This window comes from Microcoleus sp. S13_C5 (genome assembly GCF_036700845.1).
Taxonomy (GTDB): Bacteria; Cyanobacteriota; Cyanobacteriia; order Cyanobacteriales; family Microcoleaceae; genus Microcoleus.
The window spans coordinates 1-19,947 of record NZ_JAUBPR010000117.1; the positions used below are offsets into that span (position 1 = coordinate 1).

At 45.1% G+C, this 19,947-nt stretch carries 15 protein-coding genes and 1 pseudogene; 8 read left to right on the plus strand and 8 right to left on the minus strand.

From position 1 onward, the window contains the following. Positions 1 to 48: 48 nt before the first annotated feature. The 3 genes from QUA04_RS23460 to QUA04_RS23470 all read right to left on the minus strand — a co-directional run bounded on the left by QUA04_RS23460 (position 49) and on the right by QUA04_RS23470 (position 3,589). Complete coding sequence (locus tag QUA04_RS23460; RefSeq protein ID WP_333261424.1) at positions 49 to 1,131, minus strand: DUF6745 domain-containing protein; 1,083 nt, start codon at positions 1,129 to 1,131, stop codon at positions 49 to 51. 94 nt (positions 1,132 to 1,225) lie between these two features. Next, complete coding sequence (queC, locus tag QUA04_RS23465; protein ID WP_333261427.1) at positions 1,226 to 1,900, minus strand: 7-cyano-7-deazaguanine synthase QueC; 675 nt, start codon at positions 1,898 to 1,900, stop codon at positions 1,226 to 1,228. 354 nt (positions 1,901 to 2,254) lie between these two features. Beyond that, the gene (locus QUA04_RS23470; RefSeq protein ID WP_333261430.1) at positions 2,255 to 3,589 is read right to left on the minus strand and encodes a cytosine deaminase; all 1,335 of its coding nucleotides are present in this window, start codon (positions 3,587 to 3,589) and stop codon (positions 2,255 to 2,257) included. A gap of 345 nt (positions 3,590 to 3,934) precedes the next feature. On the opposite strand from QUA04_RS23470, the gene QUA04_RS23475 reads away from it, so the two are divergent. The 4 genes from QUA04_RS23475 (at position 3,935) to QUA04_RS23490 (ending at position 8,884) form a co-directional block, all read left to right on the plus strand. Next, complete coding sequence (locus QUA04_RS23475) at positions 3,935 to 4,843, plus strand: class I SAM-dependent methyltransferase (RefSeq protein ID WP_333261433.1); 909 nt, start codon at positions 3,935 to 3,937, stop codon at positions 4,841 to 4,843. A 377-nt stretch (positions 4,844 to 5,220) separates the two neighbouring features. After that, complete coding sequence (locus QUA04_RS23480) at positions 5,221 to 6,468, plus strand: GTP cyclohydrolase II (RefSeq protein ID WP_333261436.1); 1,248 nt, start codon at positions 5,221 to 5,223, stop codon at positions 6,466 to 6,468. Between the two features lie 89 nt (positions 6,469 to 6,557). Beyond that, entirely contained in the window at positions 6,558 to 7,640 is a 1,083-nt protein-coding gene (locus QUA04_RS23485) for an adenylate/guanylate cyclase domain-containing protein (RefSeq protein WP_333261440.1), read from the plus strand. Continuing rightward, positions 7,637 to 8,884, plus strand: coding sequence for a URC4/urg3 family protein (locus QUA04_RS23490; RefSeq protein WP_333261443.1), 1,248 nt, complete (start codon positions 7,637 to 7,639; stop codon positions 8,882 to 8,884). The genes QUA04_RS23485 and QUA04_RS23490 overlap by 4 nt, the downstream gene beginning before the upstream one ends. A gap of 98 nt (positions 8,885 to 8,982) precedes the next feature. Here QUA04_RS23490 and QUA04_RS23495 read toward each other — a convergent pair whose 3' ends face one another. Then, on the minus strand, positions 8,983 to 9,555 hold the full coding sequence (locus QUA04_RS23495; RefSeq protein WP_333261446.1) for a DUF4360 domain-containing protein: 573 nt from the start codon (positions 9,553 to 9,555) through the stop codon (positions 8,983 to 8,985). Positions 9,556 to 10,156: 601 nt separating this feature from the next. Here QUA04_RS23495 and upp point away from each other — a divergent pair. Together upp and QUA04_RS23505 are read left to right on the plus strand one after the other, a co-directional pair. Continuing rightward, positions 10,157 to 10,792, plus strand: a complete 636-nt coding sequence (upp, locus tag QUA04_RS23500) for a uracil phosphoribosyltransferase (protein WP_333261449.1) — start codon at positions 10,157 to 10,159, stop codon at positions 10,790 to 10,792. Positions 10,793 to 11,111: 319 nt separating this feature from the next. Continuing rightward, entirely contained in the window at positions 11,112 to 11,258 is a 147-nt protein-coding gene (locus QUA04_RS23505) for a hypothetical protein (protein ID WP_332946242.1), read from the plus strand. 305 nt (positions 11,259 to 11,563) lie between these two features. On the opposite strand, the gene QUA04_RS23510 is transcribed toward QUA04_RS23505, so the two are convergent. Beyond that, a complete protein-coding gene (locus tag QUA04_RS23510; RefSeq protein WP_333261452.1) occupies positions 11,564 to 13,486 on the minus strand; it encodes a hypothetical protein in 1,923 nt (640 codons plus the stop codon). 34 nt (positions 13,487 to 13,520) lie between these two features. Next, positions 13,521 to 14,852, minus strand: a complete 1,332-nt coding sequence (locus tag QUA04_RS23515) for a glycosyltransferase family 4 protein (protein WP_333261454.1) — start codon at positions 14,850 to 14,852, stop codon at positions 13,521 to 13,523. 76 nt (positions 14,853 to 14,928) lie between these two features. Between QUA04_RS23515 and QUA04_RS23520 the strand changes: the two genes are divergently transcribed. Together QUA04_RS23520 and QUA04_RS23525 are read left to right on the plus strand one after the other, a co-directional pair. Further along, positions 14,929 to 15,399, plus strand: a complete 471-nt coding sequence (locus QUA04_RS23520) for a tetratricopeptide repeat protein (protein WP_333261457.1) — start codon at positions 14,929 to 14,931, stop codon at positions 15,397 to 15,399. A 171-nt stretch (positions 15,400 to 15,570) separates the two neighbouring features. Then, positions 15,571 to 16,527 (plus strand): glycosyltransferase, encoded by a 957-nt coding sequence (locus QUA04_RS23525; RefSeq protein WP_333261463.1) that lies wholly within the window; start codon positions 15,571 to 15,573, stop codon positions 16,525 to 16,527. 202 nt (positions 16,528 to 16,729) lie between these two features. Here the strand turns inward: QUA04_RS23525 and QUA04_RS23530 are convergent. Beyond that, a pseudogene (locus QUA04_RS23530) lies at positions 16,730 to 17,931 on the minus strand (IS4 family transposase). Between the two features lie 286 nt (positions 17,932 to 18,217). Next, positions 18,218 to 19,279, minus strand: coding sequence for a glycosyltransferase (locus QUA04_RS23535; RefSeq protein ID WP_333261460.1), 1,062 nt, complete (start codon positions 19,277 to 19,279; stop codon positions 18,218 to 18,220). Between the last annotated feature and the right edge of the window lie 668 nt (positions 19,280 to 19,947).

Below are 19,947 nucleotides of genomic sequence, written 5' to 3' on the forward strand. Positions count from 1 at the left end.
ATACGTAAATACCACATTTTTTATATTTGTCTTTTTGTCAAGTACAATTTATACTAAATTAGATGAGCTTACCCTGCAATTTACCCAACTAATTGCCTCTCTTGCGGATGTAATGTCAGGGGGAACTCGCAGTGCATGAATGTATCTGGTGCTGGGACAAGTTATTTTCAATAAGTGCATATGCTTTTCCTCTTCATAACCCCATTCACTCTCAAAAATCTCGACTATATCAATTTTGAGTAACGTGTATTCTTGCCAAGAGTCTAATTCAGTTGCAAGCAACTCTTGACAAATTCTATCGTAACCAATCCCTTGAATTAAAACTCGTTTTACTTCGGCATTTTTCTCTGATAACAGCCAATCTGCACGCCATTGAGAAGGATGCAGTTTTCCGTAGAACTCCGGCACTCTCACTCCATTAACTGCATACATTTTGAAGCCATCTTTAAACAGAACAGCGGGAGAACCTAAAGCGTGCAGTCGTTGTTGATTGTCGAAGGAAAGAACTGTAGGACGATCGCAGATAAAGCAAACCCTTTTAAACGGAACTATCCAGCCGCAATACTTGGCTAAAGACTGATATATAGACCATTTTTTTTTATTGTAAGGGCAATTTAAAACCGAAATATAAAAGTCAAACAAAGTGCCTAAATAAGCTAAGCTTTTTAATGGAGAATAGGTAGTATGCTGATATGCTAGTTGACTTTCTAATTGACGCATCAGTTGCATTGTTAATTCCTGTATCTCTGGATTTAGCAATTGACGATCCAATGTTCTAACCAATTGACTTTTCAGGTGATGCTTCCCTAGCAGCGTGGTAAGTTGTCTGCCCAGTTGCGAATCCAGTTGCCCCTTCGGTTTGCACCGCGGATCGTTCCAATGGTCGTGCCACGGGTCGTTCCAAAACAAACTTTCCATTTGGCTAAAAGTAGGGTGAAACGACGCATAAGGACTATCAGAAAAAAGAATGAGAGGTGGTTTTTTACCTAACAATGCGTAGGCTGCTGTTACCGCTTCTGTGGCTTTTTGCCGCTCGATGGGTTCGGTAGAAAGTGCGATCGCTCTCCATTTCTCCCGATATAATGGAATCAAAGCTTCTTGTTCTGGAGTGAGCCGATCGATTGCATTCATAAGAAAAAGAAACCGGGTTTTTTGTCGCTTCTGCCATCTGTAATGTATTATCGCAAAAAAAACCGATTTTAGACCGCCCGTGCGTAAGTAATGTTTAAGCGTAAGGCACCGGATCTTTCAACCCCAATTCCTCAAAAGCCGCCAGCCGCAGCCGACAAGAATCGCAAACGCCGCAGGCAGTTTCGCCGCCTGCGTAGCAAGACCAAGTTTGCTCCCAAGGCACTCCTAATTTGTTGCCTAATTGAATAATTTCGGTTTTTTTAAGTTCGATCAAAGGTGTTACAATATTAATAGCATTTCCTTCTCTGCCCTGCTTGGTTCCTAACCGAAATACTTCTTGCATGGCTTGGATGTAATCGAGGCGGCAGTCGGGATAGCCGGAATAATCTAAAGCGTTGACACCGATGTAAATGCGATCGGCTTCTAGAGTTTCTGCGTAGGCGAGGGCAAAACTGAGAAAGATCGTATTTCGAGCAGGAACGTAGGTAATGGGGATGTTTTGAGACATTTCTGCAAGATTGCGATCGATCGGCAATTCGATCTGATTATCCGTCAAAGCCGAACCGCCCCAAAGCGTTAGGTCAAAGTTTACCACCTGATGCGCCTTAACACCGGCCGAAAGCGCGATCGCCCTTGCTGATTCCAACTCTCGCCGATGTCTTTGCTTGTAGTCAAAGGAAATAGCGTAACACTCGCAGCCGTCGGCTTTGGCTTGATACAAAACTGTTGAGGAATCCAGCCCTCCCGACAATAAAATAACTGCTTTCACTTAAAAGATCCTCAATCAAATTCGTTTTTATATTTATATCAAATTAGTTGCAAATTGACAAGATAGCAATGCTAAGTGCTTGTTCCAAGATATTTTTTTGAACGAACCGCAAAGACGCGAAGTACGCGAAGGAAGAAAAGAGAAGGGACGTTGGTTGATAATCTAGAGTGCGTGTTTAACTGGTTCCTAGGCTCTGCCTGGGAACCGATATCTAGAGGCTGTGCCTCGCATTACGATCAGGAAAATTGGAGGCAGCTCCTCCGGATCTACGTTACTAGGCTCTGCCTAGTAACGAGTATAAAGAGAAGCCTGTTGGCAATGTAGGATGTGCAAGGCGCACCTTACCCTTGACATTTAAATGGCTAATAAATCATCGAGTTCGCGGTAATCGGGCAAAGTTGTATCAATTTTAATCCCCTGCCGCAAAACTGTGCGATCGCCCTGCGCTCTAGATAACAATTCGCTGAAATTCCGCGCCTTAAACAAAATCAAATCAGCAGGTAAACCCACTGCAATTCGTCCTAAATTCGGCAATCCCATTAAATCGGCTGGAGTCTTTGTAACTGCCTCGGGCCAGTGTCCATAAGGCCTATCTAAATGAGCGATGCGGACTGCCATATTAAAAACTTCCAAAACATCATGGTCGCCAAATCCGTAAAACGGATCGCGACAATTGTCGCTAGCAACTGCAACGGGAATTCCGGCTGCTTTGAGTTCGTGCAGCAGTGTCACTCCCCGCCAGCGCGGTGTATGCTGAGATTCTCGGTCTTGCAGGTAAAGGTTGCACATCGGCAAGCTGACAACGCCGATGTTTGCTTCCTTGACTAATTCCAGAGTTTCTGTTACTAAATCTGAGGGTTGTACGGCTAAACTACAGCAGTGTCCGCAGATAATTTGACCCCCAAATTCATGGCGGATGGCGGTTTTTGCGACTTCCCGCAATGTTACTGAATCTGGATCGTCGTTTTCGTCGGTGTGGAAGTCGAGGTTTAAATTTCGTTCTTTGGCTAAGGCAAAAACTCGCTCGAGTTGTTTGTCTAAGTCGGGGTTGATATAGGCGACGCCACCGAGAATGCCGCCGGTTTGGGCCATGCGATCGGCTAATTTTTCGCCGGCGGGTGTCAGAAAATAGTCGAGGGAAACCAGGGAAACTGCTTGCAATATAAGCCGATCGCCCCATTCGGCTTGCAGCGCTTCAAATACTCCCAAACTAACGGTTCCCTGTTCGCCCGCGCTGTCAATGTGAGTGCGGATAGCCTTGGTTCCGTGGGCGTAGCTGCACTTGAGGCCAAACTCCATCCGTCGGTAAACATCCTCTGCATTCCAGTTTTTTTGGGCATCAGCGCATACCGCTTCGATCGCGCTGGCAAAAGTTCCATCGGGATTGGGCGATCGTTCCCAAATGTGGCCTTTGTCTAAATGGGTGTGCATATCCACAAAACAAGGCAAAACTAAGCCGTTGCACAAATCAACAATTTGGGTATCTGCAATTGGGAATAAATGTTCTGTACCTGATGGAATAATTTGAGCGATCGTACCCGCTGCAATTTGGATATCCACCAAACAAAAATCGTTCTTATTCCCCGTTATTTCGACAGTAGAAGCTGACGGCGCGATCGATTTCATCTCTAGAAGAGACGCGGGTACGCGACTATTTTTGAGCAAATAATTAGATGTACTTGGCAACATTAATTTTGTGAGTTAGTATTTTCCTAAGAATTTAGCGCAACCGCAAAAACGCTACCGACAATGATTGTCTGTTGAGCGTCGGCTGTATTTTTGGGTAACAAATGCTACCTTCTCAGTCTAAGCCTTTAGACATAAAATTGTACAGCGTCGATCGAGCGGGGATCGAGCGCCAACAAATCGAACATCTACAAACCGAGCATCTACAACTACTAATTTACAAATAAACCGAGTTTTCGATCGGCTTCCAGGCCTGCACTCTACCAGCCCAACTAATGGTAATAGATTGTGGTGGCTCCACTGCTATTAGAAACTGTTAGAAACTACTGTACAAATTATGAAATAGCCATGCAACAACTGACAAATTGCCCTGTTTGCAATTCAAAAAATATCCGTTTCCGTAACAAAGCTGGCACTTCCGATGCTCCTAAAGAACCGCTGAAATGGTCGCTTTTTGGCTGTGACGATTGCGGGCTAGGATTTCTCAATCCCCAACCTACATGGGAGGAATTGATTCCATATTATCCCCCAGATTATCTGTGCTATAACACTCACGTTGAGGATGAAGAACGAGTAGTTGAAGAAGCAAAGCGGCGGGGCGAGTACCGGCACATTCCTATCCCTGTAGGCAAGCGGTTGTTGGACGTGGGATGCGGTGGCGGTTCTTTTCTTCAAGTCTTAAAAAAGCTGGGAGTTGAAGTTAAAGGCGTCGATCCTGGGGTATCGGCTACGGCGGCAGCACGCGATAGCGGACTCGATGTTTTTACCGGCACTTTGGAAGAATATATCGCACAACATGGTACAGATGAAAAGTTTGATGTCATAACCTGTTCTCATGTTTTGATGGCAACACCTTCGCCCACGCAAACACTCAACTGCATGAGACAGTTGCTGGCACCAAATGGTTATATTTGGGTGGCTGTACCTAACGCTGACTGCGAATCGGCGCGCCTGCTTGGCTGGCGGTGGCACAGCACTTATTTCCCCCGTAACATCATACAATTCACTCCCAAAACTCTGAGTAAAGCAGGAGAAGTTGCTGGTTTGGAAATGCGGCGACAGTCCACTTATTCTTTCCCCGAAGCTGTGGGTGTTTCGCTTTGTATGCGGTGGCGCCATCGCTGGTTTATACCGCACAAAATCTCCAGCCGCTTGGTGTCGGAAAACTATCTCAAGCGGGTGGCGCAGGAATGGGACTCGCGCAACGAAGGCGAGGCAATTTTAATGGAATTCTGTCACCCTCAAAGTCGGAATTAAGGCGTTTTGAGCAAAAATATTTGATTTGAGATTTGAGATTTGAAATTTGAGGTGTGAGATTTGAGATTGACTGCACGTCAGCGTCTGAGCATCTCAAATCTTTTTTTTCGCATTTGTTAAAACTTCACAATTGGCATTTGGCAGTTGTGCTGTCTTTGGTGTTGGCTATACTGGTAAAGAGTGAACTCGGAACTTCTATCAAATCCGAGGAAAACCTTCTGTTATGCTGAAACCGAAGCCGACATAGGGTTTTGTGTGTGTAGCGCGATTGTTTCAAGCAGGGAGGTGTTTACTGTTGGTATGATGAATCACTGTTTCAGATTACGATTCGGCTGACAACCAACGCCACCATCTATAGCAAGAGCAAAAAAACAACTGTGTCAAAACCCAAGCATATAGTTTTAACATCCCATCCCGACAGATCTGGCACAAAACCTCATCCCATTTACTGGGGAGAAATCGATCCGCTGAAACGAGGGCCTGTGATTGGCAGCCTCACCAAATCGTCTCACCGGAATGCGATAGGTACTCATTCGGGTTCCTACTCTGTTTATCGCGCGCTAGCAGTTGCTTCCGGCGCACTCCAAGCAGATCACCGCCCCGATTTTACCAACACCTCTCCGGCCGCACACATCGGGCCGCACCCGAGTTGGGGCGATCGCAATTTGATTGTTTCTCTCGATCCCTTTGGGGGTTTGGTCAGCGAAGTTTATACTTCATTTATCCAGCAGGGATATGATATTCGACCGACAATTGCTGTTACTAAAGCTCACATTAATATGCCGGAATTGCAAGATGCCATCGCTAAGGGGCGAGTGCAAATTGATGGCAAAATAGTCAAAGCGGGTGGCAATTTAGCAGTAACTAAAATTGCGATCGATCCGGTGTGGTATTTGCCGGGAATTGCTCGGCGGATTGGAGCTCAAGAAAGCGTTCTCCGCCGTGTCCTGTTCGAGCAAACAGGGGGAATGTTCTCGGATTTAGTGACGCGGCCGGACTTGCACGTTTTCTTGCCACCAATTGGCGGAACTACGGTTTATATTATTGGCGATGTCGCGAATATTTCTGACCCGGATAAGCAGTTGGCGGTACGGGTACACGATGAATGCAACGGTTCTGATGTCTTCAGTTCCGATATCTGCACTTGTCGCCCTTATTTGGTACACGGGATGGAAATTTGCATCCAAACGGCACAATCAGGCGGTTCTGGGGTAATAGTTTACTTCCGCAAGGAAGGGAGAGCTTTGGGGGAAGTGACTAAGTTTTTGGTGTACAATGCCAGAAAACGACAGGAAGGCGGCGATCGAGCTGATGCCTATTTTACGCGCACTGAATGCGTTGCGGGAGTTCAAGATATGCGGTTTCAAGAACTAATGCCAGACGTGCTGCACTGGTTGGGGATCTCTCGCATTGACAGTTTAGTTTCTATGAGCGATATGAAATACAATGCGATTATCAATTCTGGCATTCAGGTGGTCGATCGCATCCCCATTCCTGAAGATTGGATTCCCGCAGACGCACAAGTCGAAATTGTCGCCAAAAAAGCCGCCGGCTACTACACGCCTGACCCTGTACCAGATGCTACAATTCTTGCAGAAGCGATCGGACGCGATTTAGGAGATTAAGAGGGCAAAGACGCGACCGATGGGACGCGAACAATCGCGTCTTTGCTAAATAAAATTTATTGCTGGTTTTTGATCAGTCAGGGTAGGTTATGGCTAATTTGCGTTCTAGTGTGATCGTAAAAACAGATATTTGTGGATATACCGCCAGAGTCAAAAAATTATCTCAGTCGGACTTAAGTAGTTTGTTAAACGAGCATAAAACTTTTGTTTCAGATATTAGCACCAGAAATGAAGGCAGCGTGATTAAAGGGGAAGGTGATTCATTTTGGATAATTTTTCCCAGCGTCACAGCAGCGGCAGTAGCAGCCATAGAAATGCAGCAAGAATTGAGAGCGCAACAATCTAGCAAGGCGAACGACGAACGATTGGCTATTCGCGTGTCGATTACATTAGGAGATGTCTTGCATCAAGATAAAGATATCTTTGGCGATACGGTGAATTTAACAGCGCGCATAGAATCAGTAACTCCCCCGGATGAAATATATTTGTCCCAAGCAGCATGGCTGGCCCTCAACAAAGCAGAAGTGCAAACGTCTTTTGTCAACGAGTTTTCTTTGAAAGGGATGAGCGAACCTGAAAAAGTATACAAAGTTGACCAAAGTTACAAAACGCGAATTATCAACAATCAAGCAATAATTAAAGCAGATCTGAGAGGTTTTATAGCTTATCAAGAATCTAATTCTATCAAAGACGTTGAATATTTACTCACAAATTTTGATACTTTTGAAAAAACAATTTGCGAAGAATACGGTGGCACAATTCGGAGTATTGTTGGTGATTCGCATTTGTTGACTTTCCCGGAAGCTCACTCAGCCTTAGCCGCAATGGAAAGTCTGTGCGAGAATTGGAAACTTTTTATTGACGCCAATCAAATACCTTGTGGCTTGTCGGTGGGAGTTGCTAAGGGAAATTTATATATATTTAGGTCTTGTACTTACGGAAAAGATATTCACATAGCGGACAGGCTGCAAGATTTAAGTAAAATAGTGTCTCCGAGGACAGAAAAAAACTCGGTAATAGTTTCCGATCAAATAAAACGCGAAGTCAGCGGCTCGAAGTGGGAATATAAGCTGATCAAACTAGATAAAAATGCGATTTTAGACAATCTTTTAGATTACAGTCAGTTTGACTTTTTTCAAGAAAACGATGTTTACCGCTGTTTGGTTGTATGAAGTTGCACAATATTGAACTTGAGACTGTAGAATATCTGAGAACGCCGGCTGCTATTCGCCAAAAGTGCGATCGGCTTTTTGATTTAGCCCGCCTAGACAAACTTCGCTACTTCCGCGTCGATTTATCCCAACTCGACAAAGCAGCAAATTATGTAATTGACACAACGCGCCAACAGTATCCCGATTTTAACATTCCCTTTCACAGTCGCTGGCGACATTTTGAAGCGGGCAACCTGTGGCGACTCGCCGAATTGGATGCAGCAATAGCCGAATTTTCACTCATAGAGCAAGCTAAGATCAAATTTGATTTAGCAATTGTCAGCGTTTTGCTCGATGCCGGTGCTGGTGCACATTGGCAGTATTATGAACCAGCAACCAGGCAGGTTTACCGCCGTTCTGAAGGGTTAGCAATAGCCAGCTTGCGGATGTTTTGTCAAGGTGTTTTTTCCAGCAATCCTGATTTTCTTTGGCAAGCTGATTCTCGCGGACTTTCTCAATTAAAACTAGAAACCTTAGCTGCAGGATTTCAGGTAAGTGGAGACAATCCGCTAGTTGGTTTAACAGGCAGATTAGAATTATTGCAGCGTTTGGGAAATACGATTTGCCAGCATCCATTATTATTTGGTAGCGAAAACCCGCGTCCCGGCAATTTGGCAAATTACTTGCTCGACAGTCGGGTTTCTGGAGTCAAAACTGTGAATGCTGCGGTCGTGTTGAGCGCTGTTTTGACAGGTTTTGGAGAAATTTGGCCGGGAAGATATGCAATTGGTGGCGTTAATTTAGGTGATGTTTGGCGGCATCGAGCCTTAACAGGAGAAAATCTGGGAGCTGAATTCGTGCCATTTCACAAACTCTCGCAGTGGTTGACTTATTCGCTGTTGGAACCGCTGCAAGAACTTGGTTTAGAAATCGCCGGATTAGATGAGTTAACGGGATTGCCGGAGTACCGAAACGGCGGTTTGTGTTTGGATATCGGGCTGCTGCGGGCAAAAGATTCGGCTATTTTTGAGCAGAGTTACTTGCCTGGTTCGGAAGTTATAGTAGAATGGCGATCGCTGACTGTGAATCTTTTAGATAAAATTGCCGCAGCTATTCGAGAAAAGCTGCATTTGAGTGCGACAGAATTGCCGCTGGTGAAGATTTTGCAAGGAGGAACTTGGGCGGCGGGGCGGAAAATTGCGGGCGAATTGAGGGCTGGTGGAGTGCCACCAATTCAGATTGAAAGTGACGGTACTGTGTTTTAGAAGCAAGAAGGAAGAGGGAAAATTATCCCCTCTTCCAACTTAAAATTCAAAATTCAAACCTGAAAACTATACCTCACACTACACTCCCAACAAGCTGCTTAGCGGCAAGTGCGATATTTGACGTGATAAACTAAACCGCGATGAGCCAAATCGAAGGAGTCAACGGTGGCCATGCCGGCACCGCGGGCTGTCATTGCAGCATTTACTCTCATATTTACACTGTCGCCGCAGCGAGACCAAACATTAGCTACAGTGGCTAAGCTATCTCGAACATTGTAGTTAGTTTCGCCACTGAGATTCCGATTAAAAACTGGGCCGCGGGCTCCAGCGAAAAAGTATTCTGCTCGCAGGTTGCCTGTGGTTTTGGGAGCCACGTAGCCGCGGTAATCAGCATCGTAGATAGAAATTTGGTAGCCTTGGGGTACTTTGATGGGAATGCTCAGATTGCAGCTTTTCCGGCTTTCTGTTGAGACATTTCCCTGGGCTGCAAACTTGTCAAATAGGATGGTGAGTTCTTGACCGTCGGGGCTGACGCTGACGCTGGCGGAGCGATCGGGGCAACCACTACCGCCATAGCTTGCACCTAAAATTTGAACGGTAGTATTAGCCAAGGCCGGGCTGATAGAAGCAGTCATTAATGCGCTAGCTAGCAATAGTTTTACAAACTTCATGGATGTTCTCCTTAATAAGTTTAGTTGTGTGTTAGGAGCACCCTAAAAAAATGGAACTGAATTTCGGTAATGCGTTTTAAAGTTGGATATTGCCGCCTTCATGTTGAAAGATGAAAAGCAAGTCAAGCCAAGCTTATAACCTCATGGGCAGTTCCTATTCAGGTTTTTTCGATTAGTGAATTAATCGAAAAGATAGGTTTTATGTTGATACTTCTTAAGATTCATATCTGTTGGTAAAAGTTCCGGAAGATTTCGGTGCGAAACTCCGGATCTGTGTTATTGAGCTGGGATGGAACGCGAGACAGCGAAACCAGTGGGGAGGCTTTTGGGCCCGGAGCGACCTTCTTAGGAAGAGTGCGGAAAGGAGAGGAAATGAGAGAATGACATATTTGTCTATTTTCAAATCTCGCATACTTAGTGTTGCGCTGGGCGGATGAAAGGCAATTGTCGGAGCGAATTTTATTCGGGCGGTATTTGTGTTTTCAATAGGGGTTTGATAGAAGTAGTCCAGGACGCAGGGGCGGCAGAAACCGTTTTTTTTGCGTCAAGAATGCCTCTAGGGCTGATAAGTTAGAATAAAGCAAATTAATTATTCAAAAAAATGAGTGCTAAAGTTACTGTCATTGACCATCCTTTGATACAGCACAAGTTAACTCTCATGCGGCAAACTCAAACGAGCACGGCGAAATTTCGCCAACTGCTGAAAGAGATTGGAATGCTGCTAGCCTATGAAGTGACGCGAGATTTGCCGCTAAAATACGAACTAATAGAAACGCCGATCGCAAAAATGAATGCACCGGTGCTGGCTGCAGAAAAGAAAATTGTTATTATTTCGATTATGCGCGCCGGTCAGGGACTGTTAGATAGTATTTTAGAACTGATTCCGTCTGCGAGGGTAGGACATATTGGTTTGTACCGCGATCCGACAACTCGGATGGTGATCGAATATTATTTCAAAGTTCCCCAGGATATCGAACAGCGAGATGTTTTAATTGTCGATCCCATGCTGGCTACTGGTAATTCAGCAGTCGCGGCAGTGGACAGGCTGAAAGAAGTTAATCCGAAGTCTATTAAATTTTTGTGCTTGCTGGCGGCACCGGAGGGACTTAAGCACTTTCACGAACAACACCCTGACGTGCAGATTTATACGGCGGCAGTTGACGAGTGTTTGGACGAGCACGGCTATATTGTACCCGGATTGGGAGATGCGGGCGATCGACTTTACGGCACTATGTGAATTCAATAAAATTATTTTCTGCTGTATATGTCAATACATTCATTGAAAAATAAGTTTACTAACATAACTATTGGTTTGAGAGTGCCAGACAATGTAAATTGTAAGATTTTAATGTCAGGAAAAGCCTATATACAGCACGGGTTGTAGGATTTTTTTACATTAAATTCGTAAATTGCATTATCTCAATGTATTTACTGCATTTTATGGTGTAATTCTCTGCCTTTAGTGTAATTAATCGCAAGAATTAGTTCATAAAATAGATGTATGATGCTAACCGTTTTTGATCGACTACTAACAATTTTTGGACGAGGAAAAAAGAATGGAGACTACAGCACAGAAAGAAGCCCCAACTCAGCCTGTTGAGGAAGTGAAAATTCAGAATATCAACAGTTTGGAGTTTGAGCTTTGGGCTAAAGCCGTGAAACGGCAGATGATTGCAGCACTCTCTAAAAAGGGCGCGATTTGACATCTCTGGGTTTTTGTGCACAGGTGGTGTTAATTAATTAAATTAACAAAATTTTTGTCTGCATTGTTGTCCGAGTTCGAGAGGAGTAGGGGGAAGAGTTTTGAGATTGCGCTGCTTTCGGAGTTACGGGAGGCGCAAAAGAAAGAATTTTCCTTTTTCCTAGTTTTGGACGTACAGGTGGAAGGAAGCCGGGTTTTTTTACGAAAATACTTCTGTTGCAATCGGCAGAAATGGTAAAAAACCCGGTTTCTTAGTGTCAAGAGTTCCTCCGGGACTGTTCTCTCTGCCGAAGGCTTTCTGCCAGATTACGATCGCTTGTCAACCGCCGCCAGCAAGCGCAGACTTCCGTCTTGAATCTGCACTGCTTTCACCGTTCCCACAGCAACTCTTTGTTGACCGTTTGCCATCGCTACCTCAATCTTAATCTTGGGGTCAGCCTGTAATCCCAGCCGCCCCCAGAGCCACTTGACTTGGGTAGCAGGAAAAGAGCGCACTTCTACATCAGAAAAGGGCGAATTAACCCAGCGGCTACCATCGTAAAAACTCGCTACCTGCACCTGATACCAAACTTGTTCTCCGGCCAATTTTAACTCATTGTTCGGTTCTGGCTCCAGCCACTCAGCGGGATTGACACTGTTAATTAAAGTAGCAGAACCCATAATTTGACTCTTGTGGGCTTCTAAACTTTCAGCCTGAGAAACTGCTTCCTGAAGTTTGTTGACCAAATTCCGAATTCGATTTCTTGTTTCGCTGTCAGTATCTGATTGCTGGTCGAGCCAATTCATCGCCTCGCGAGTTCCGTCTTGAGACGCTACAATCAGGGCGCCCCAAGCCTTGACATCGGCGTCAGCGGCATTCACTCTCAAGGCGGCGTCTATGCGGTTCCAGATCCGCCCGCCGTCATTTTTGAGGGTGGTGGCAATTTCCTTACTGTTGCTCGGATCGGCTTCAAATACTTGCAAAGCTTCGCTCCAGCGGCCGTCGATCAATTCTGCGAGAACTTGTTGACCGGGACTGGCCCAAGATGCGATCGCCTGAGCCCGAGTAATTTTAGCGTGAAATTCGATCGTTTCTAGCTGAGCTTGCGCGACAGCAGGCCAATTTTTGCCCGCTTTCCCCTTCGCCAAACGCATGACATTTAATGCTGGAGACCACAGCCCGCTTTTCGCCAGTCGCAGCCCATTTTTGTAAGTCTCGTCATTTAAAGCAATTTCTTCTAAAGAAATTGCCGTTAACTGAACGGGGTTCGGCAAAAATTTGCGCGGGCCAATTTGATAAAGGGTAAATTGCGGCTCTAAACCAACTGTTTGGTCGATCGCCAACTGCGGGTTTTCCCCCTTAACAATTTGCTGCCAATTCGGCGGTTGTCCGGCCGCACTAACCCAATCCAAAAGCGAGATTAAATGATTTTGGCTGGGGTTGTAGCGAATGACTTGTCCGTAGGGAATTTTCTTGTCGCCCCGCATTAGTTTACCGCTGACATTAAACCAAATGCCCGAGGCGGGGGGCTTTCCGTCAAAGCGGCGCAGTTCTGTTAGGGGTAACGACTGATTCGAGGCTTGATTGTCAGATGTAGAGTCAGCTAAAGAAGCAATGACAAAAGATTCCGCAGGGCCTTCTACGTTCACAGAACTTGCTAACTGAAAATATTGCTCTTTATCCGAACTGCGATCCGGAAGCTGCACGCGCTTGTACACCCGAAGTTCGACAATTTGACGGCAAGGATTTTTGCAAACAGTAGAAGCCTTAACAGTTCTTTCTACCATCACCGGCAATAGCAAATCGGAAATAGAATTATCGCCGGATTGAGCGACGGGAAGAGGCAGGGGTTCTCCGGTTACGAATCCCAATTTGCGGATGTTGGCTTTGATTTGATCGAGAGTTTGGATCGAATCTCTGCTACCTGTAGGCAGGCGCGACCATTCCGGCACAAACTGAGAGATCAACTTGTTGCCATTGGGATCGACAATTAGCTGATAACTCAGCCAAGCGCCGCCTCCCATTAAAGCTGCACAGCCACCCAAGATGCTGAGGGCTGTCAAATTAGCTATCAGTCTTTTCCAGGGATATCTGGCGCGAGTTCGGGGAGTAGGTATTGGACGCTGGGACTCTTGAAGATTTTTGGGGCGTCGGGTTTGGCGCCGGCGTCTTGTCGGAGGAGGAGCAACTTTGGGATTTTCTGGGGGTTTGGCTCGATTTTTTGAGGGGTTAATTTTGTGTTCCATCATGCCATTTTAGAATTTAGATTTTAGAATTTAGAGTTTAAAATTGCAATAGCCGATCGTACTGCCGACCTATGATATCCCAAGTGTATTGGCTTTCAACGAGCGATCGAGCGTTGACAGAGAGCTCCTGTCTTAGCTGCTGATTTTCAAACAAACTCGTGATCGCCTCAACATACTCCTGAACTTTGTTCGCCCGCAAGGCCCTTATCAGTTGTGGGCCGCCATCGACGGCTAAACCCTCCAAACCTCGATCGCTAGCAACCACGGGAGTTCCCGCAGCCATCGCCTCCAAAGTTTTATTTTTAATCCCAAAACCAATCCGCATCGGCACCACACAAACAGCAGCTTGATGCAAATATTCTGCCACCCTTTGCACCCGGCCTACTACTTGAATTCCGGGAAGTTTCCCCAAGGCGAGCACTTCCGGGACTGGCGAAGCCCCTACTAAGGTGAGGGTAGCATCGGGATAGCGCTGCTGCAAAGGCGGCAGTATTTGCAAACTGAGAAACCGCGCCGCGTCAATATTGGGCAAATTGTTCATTGCGCCTGCAAAAATTAAGGTGTGTCCTCCCGGATCGATCGACCGATACGGAAATTGAGTTAAATCCACGCCGTTAGGAATTACATCTATGGAAGGTACAAAAAAATCTTGTTTTCCTCGCACCCAAACCGGAGGCGACAGCAATTCTAGGAGTTGCTCTCTGTCTGTGGATGTTGTCGCAACAATGCGGGAGAATTTGGAACAGTAGCGTTTTTCGTAGCGGGCGAGTAGCGGTAAATTTAGTCGATCGCGCAGGGGTTTTTCCGAGGTGCCGGTTGCTAACATTTCCCTGCAAGTTCCCCAAACCGAACTGTGAATGTTTGCCACTGTCAGCAGTTTTTGCCGCCATTCTGGACGCACGTAAATCTCGTTAACGCTGTGCTCGCAGGTGACAGCATCGCATTTGCCTGCTGTTACCAATTCGTCTGCCCAATTCTGCATTGCTTGGGAGTAGCTTGACAGTACGTTCGGAGGCGTCCCGGACAACAAAAATCGACCGAATCTGTGGAATTTTCCTATTATTTCAGAGAACCCCCCCTGGTTAAGGGGCTCCGGCCAAAAATCGCCATTGGGTTCTGGATCGAGTCTTAGCCCCCCCTTGGCAAGGGGGGGTTGGGGGGGTAGTTGCGGGTTGGGAAAAACTGCTAATTCTGTGACTTGCTGGCGCAATGTGTCGATTTGTGCATCGGTGACATCGGGCGATCGTACAGTGCCGAGAATTACCTCATATCGCTGGCTCAAGTATTGTAATAAATTAAACGTCCTTACCTGAGTTCCTCCACGGGTTGGCGGGTAGGGAAAAGTCGAGGAAAGCATCAAAATCTTCATGGGATGTGGAATAAATAAAGTTGCCGCTTGCGCGATAAAATTAATTGATTAAATCTTTTTAACAATCTTCGCACCTATGGACGAATTATCTGTTAAGGCGCTACTCGAAGACTTGAAAAAATCCGACGAAATCGTGCGCGATCGGGCAACTACAGAACTCTGGCGCACTTGGTTTAACCAGAAGGGTGAGTATGGGATGCAAATTCTCAGGCGATCGCAAGTTTCGCTGGATGCAGGCGATGTTCACCACGCTTTGGATTTGCTGACGAAACTGATTGCAGAAGCGCCGGATTTTGCGGAAGCTTGGAACCGACGCGCCGTACTTCACTATACCCAAGGAAATTATAAAAAGTCGATCCAGGACTGCCAAACCGTCCTTAAACTGAACCCGGTTCATTTTGGGGCGCTGCACGGTCTGGGTTTGTGCTACGCTGCCTTGGGAGAATACCTAAATGCTATTCAAGCTTTTCGTCGCGCTTTGGAAATTCAACCGTTTGCTTTGGTGAATCAAAAGTTAATTCTCGAATGTACGGCTCGTTTGAGTTAAAATCAACTCTGGAGTGACAGAAGAAGGAAGTTCGGCAACGGATTATTTAACGGATGTAACGGATGTCAGGAAGAAGAAAGAAGAAAGAAAATCAAGGAAGAAGGAAGAAGGAAGAAAATCAATGGTTTCAGAATTCAATCTCAAATCTCAAATCTCAAATTGTCTAAGTTAGTGCCGAAAATTAGCGTTTGCATTCCTACTTATAATCGAGTGCATCTACTGGCTTGTGCGATCGCCAGCGTGCTAGCTCAAACTTATACAGATTTTGAATTAATTATCTGTGATGACGGTTCTACTGACAGCACTCCTCTGTTAATGTCGGAATTTGTCGATCGCGGGATTCGCTACATTCGCCACCCCCAGAATATCGGCAAGAGTAATAATATGCGATCGGGCTTTGCGGCAGCAAGGGGCGAATATTTTATCAAGTTTGACGATGACGATCGCCTGAGCGCGCAATTTCTAGAGCGGACATCTGCTATTTTAGATAAAGACCCCAGTATCGATTTTGTCAGTACAGATCACTGGGTGATCGACATTAACAATTATATTGACGAAAACCAGACGAAACTCAATTCGCAGCGGTGGGGGCGTACCGAGTTGTCGGCGGGAATTATTGAAGACTTGCTATCTGCTGTTTTTCTAAGACAAAGTTTGCAAATAGGGGCAACTTTGTTTCGACGCCGCGCGCTGGAAGAAGTCAGATTTCTGCGGCCGAATTGGCAAAATTGCGAAGATAACGATTTGTTTGTGAGACTTGCGATTGCGGGCAAAAAATGCTATTACTTGCCGGAGCAGTTGATGGAGTATCGAGTTCATGCAGGACAGCAAGGAGTCGATCGGGCAATTCCGTATTTAAGTGATAAATTGCGCTATTTGATCGGCTACGAGTTTGAGTCGGAGAAGTTGGAAACAGTCAGGCTCAAAAGGATTGCCGAAACTCAATTAGCGCTAGGTTTGCGACTGATTGAGGTGGGTGAAACTCAAAAAGGGCGCCTGATGGTGCGGGCAGGAAAGTCTGTTTCTGCGGCGAAAATGTGGGCGGGTTTAGGATTGTCGTTGCTGCCAGTGGAGTTGCGTCCAAGGGCGTTTGAGTTTGTGCGGGAGTTGTTGAAACGGCAGTTGTAAAGGCGGAGGATTTCGACAGCATACCGGGCGCTTGAAACCGCTTCTATACATACAAAACCCACAAGGCAAGGGTTGAAGAGTCGGCGGTAAAAATTACGTTTATAAAGACAAAACCCACCGAAACAGTTTTGAATTCTTGATTTTCTTCAGTCCCCCTCTGCTGGGACGAGAGGCAAGTGAAGCTTAGCGGGTGACAACGTACCTATAATGCTTGCTGCATAAAGGATAGAGCCAAGAAGCCGCGCTGAAAATAGAGACGTTTATGGGGTTTGAGCGCAATTAGACTTGTTACCCAATCGTTCCATAATTCCATCCCATAGATCCACCGTTGTCCATAGAGGCTCAGACTAAATTCACTTATGAAGTGGGGTTTTGTCTTGATGCTCCTTGATCCGTCCTGCATAAATTTCTACACCTAACTTCTTGAGCCATTGTCCGTGAACCGTCGCCAAACTATAAGCAAGCGCAATCAATAAGACCAAGGATAAAAAGCGAGTTTCATTGACCTTGGTATCTTCTCGCATTATAACCAGCAGTTTTGTAATCTTTGAACATCTGTTCAATGCCCCACCGACAACAATAAACATCTAAAGTCAGCTTCAAATCGGGGAGATTTGTCAGAATATACCAAGGTTCTTTTGGTCCGGGCTTACGATATTTTCTTTGCCAATACACAGCCAGATTAAATGGCCCTAAACCGTCTCCTTTATTTCCCAAAATATTCTGATAAAATTTGGACATCCCAGGTTTTAAGCCAAGCTTTTTGAGCACTTGATAGTCTTCACATAAATTCTCTTGAAATTGGAAGTCTTTTTTTTGACGTAGTGCAAAAGATACACCCCTGGCATCAAGCCATGATGCGAGTTTGGGGCTATGAAACTCTCGATCGCCTAAGACTAAGACGGGATAGTTCTTAAACAGAGGAAGGACTATACCTAACAGTCGTTTTTGAGTTTTGAGGTCACTGTTACCTGACTTCTTTAAGAGTTCCCAATATATCGGAAGAGCATGAGTTCCCCAGACCAGACTAACCATGAATATATTGTGTCCTTTCCACTGTGTCCGGTCGATTGCAACAATCCAATAGCCATACTTTTGATGCTTGAGTTTTCGTACACAGCGACGTTGTTCTCGGTTTAAACGCTTTCCGGTTTGTTCTTGTCGAATCCAATATTTAATCAGGGGAAACCACAATAGTTTGACGCACAACTGAGGTAACACTAAAAATCGTTGTAAGTTTCGTTTGCGGCTTTGATATTGAATCGGTTGAGGAAAGACACTGGCTAATACGGAGAGCTTGACCTGACGATGAGCCTGAAGCAATAACAACAGCAGTTGCAAGGTTAAGTATTGGCTTTCATTGAGATGAGGGAGCAGAATTTTTTGGTATAATGGTGGCAACATTTTGTTTTTTGGGGAGCCCGTGTGGCTCCTTATTTTTTTACCTTACCATTCTCTCAAACCTTTGTCCTGTTTAGACTAGAGGTGCCTTGTCACCCGCTAAGAATAAATTCAGGAGCTTTAACTCCCGCTTCCTCTCTAATTTTAACCAGTGCAGGCGACTCAAAGAATGCTCTTGCATCTGTTGTTGATGTCCGCGCGCCGGAGAAAATTCTTCTCCGTTTTCTCAAAGGATTCTATTGTTGATTTGTTGGTAGCGAACACAGCCCAACTACTTACAGGGTTTATCTTACAAAGATTTAGTCTGATATACTGATACTTGAAATCTCGGATACCAAGTACGTAACTGTTCCGGTGTCATCGATAAAATTTGTGGGATTACTTTCATGGCCGCTAACGCCCCCCTAGTCTGCACAAAACCCTGTTGCGGTTTGAAGGAGTCACGACAGAGCTCAAGGAGCAACCTGGTTAGGGCAAACCGATAAACAGCAAGCCTAATCCCGCTCTGAAAATTATTATTTAACAAAAATAAGGCGACAGCATTTAATATCCCTAATTGCACATTTTTAAATCTATTCAACCTTTCGACTTGAGTTTGCCAGTGACAAATTTTAGCTTGTAAAGCTACCACCAGCGCGTATTTTTGGGAAATTCGGTAACTTAAATCCGAATCTTCAGCTATTGCCCCACGAGTCAAACTCTCGTTAAATCCCCCTACTTCTCTGACTAGATTGGTGCGAAAAGTCATGCGACAACCGTGTAATAAAGCAATATCACCAACTAAGTCGCATCCGAATGTTGCCTCCATATTATAATAATAATATTTACCTTTATAAGGAATAAGTAGCTCGGTTTGATACCAAAATTTACTAAGGTAATTACTAAAACTGTTCTTTAACCTTTTAATCGCCGAATCCGAGGATATTGCTTGACTTACTCCATCTGATGTTTCATCCTTATCTGGTTCGAGACCAGCTAAAACTCCCATGATACCTCCTATTAGCCCATTTTCATCCATCTCATATATCTGCATGACTTTTTCGGCGTAGTCAGCATACATAAAAGCGTCATCATCAATGAAAAATACAACATCACTCCGGCAAAATTTTAATCCCACATTCCTTTGGTAAGTTAATGATTTTATTTCGGAACCCATATAAATAAATTCTGGTTCTAGTAAAGTCGCGCCTAATAAATTTGCGATCGACTTTTTGGACTCCTGCCAATCATCACTAGCATCAACGACAATCATTTGTTGAGGTTGGCGAGATTGTTTGAGTGTTGCTTCCAAACATTTAAGCAAAATTTCTCGACGGTTCAGGGTACAAACAACTAAGGACCAAGTTAGCATACAATAATACCTCTAATATCAGATGACTTGATTATAACGGTCATAATGCTTTTATAGCAAACGGGAAAGGGCATCAATAAACTGCTTCCATCCTTTAGTATTAAGGTGGTCGTATTCTTGGCAAAAATGCCAACCACCAAGCGGGTGCGACCGCGCCCTAGAGCCAAAAGTTGTCGCGCTTCCACTTCCCCCATGTCACAGGTTTCACCCCAAACACCAGAATCACTTGGCCGGTTTCGGTTTTCAGTCCCAAGCGGGTCTCATCTTAACCCCTGATAGCGCAATTGTTTTCCCTTTCCAAACAACTGTTAATAGGTCAACAGGGTTGGGGCGAGGTTTTTTTAAAGCGCTCATGGGCATTGGGTTCAAGCTTTGGGTTCTGTGGACGGGGCACTTTCAATAGCGAGTAAATCATACCGTAGTGACGGTAGAAAATCCAGCCAACATCGAACAAAGCGATCGCCCCTTTCATATCGTTTCCGGTTGCATCGGTATTGTTCAAATGTCCAAACAGTCAGTTCGGAAGCATAATTTTAGTCAACAGCCAACAGTCAACAGTCAACAATCATCTCGCTCGTGCAACCAGAATTGATAAGTAGTCAAACAAAATTAATTACACAAACAACTAATATGATATAATAAAAAATATCAAGTTGTGTTCAAAGAAG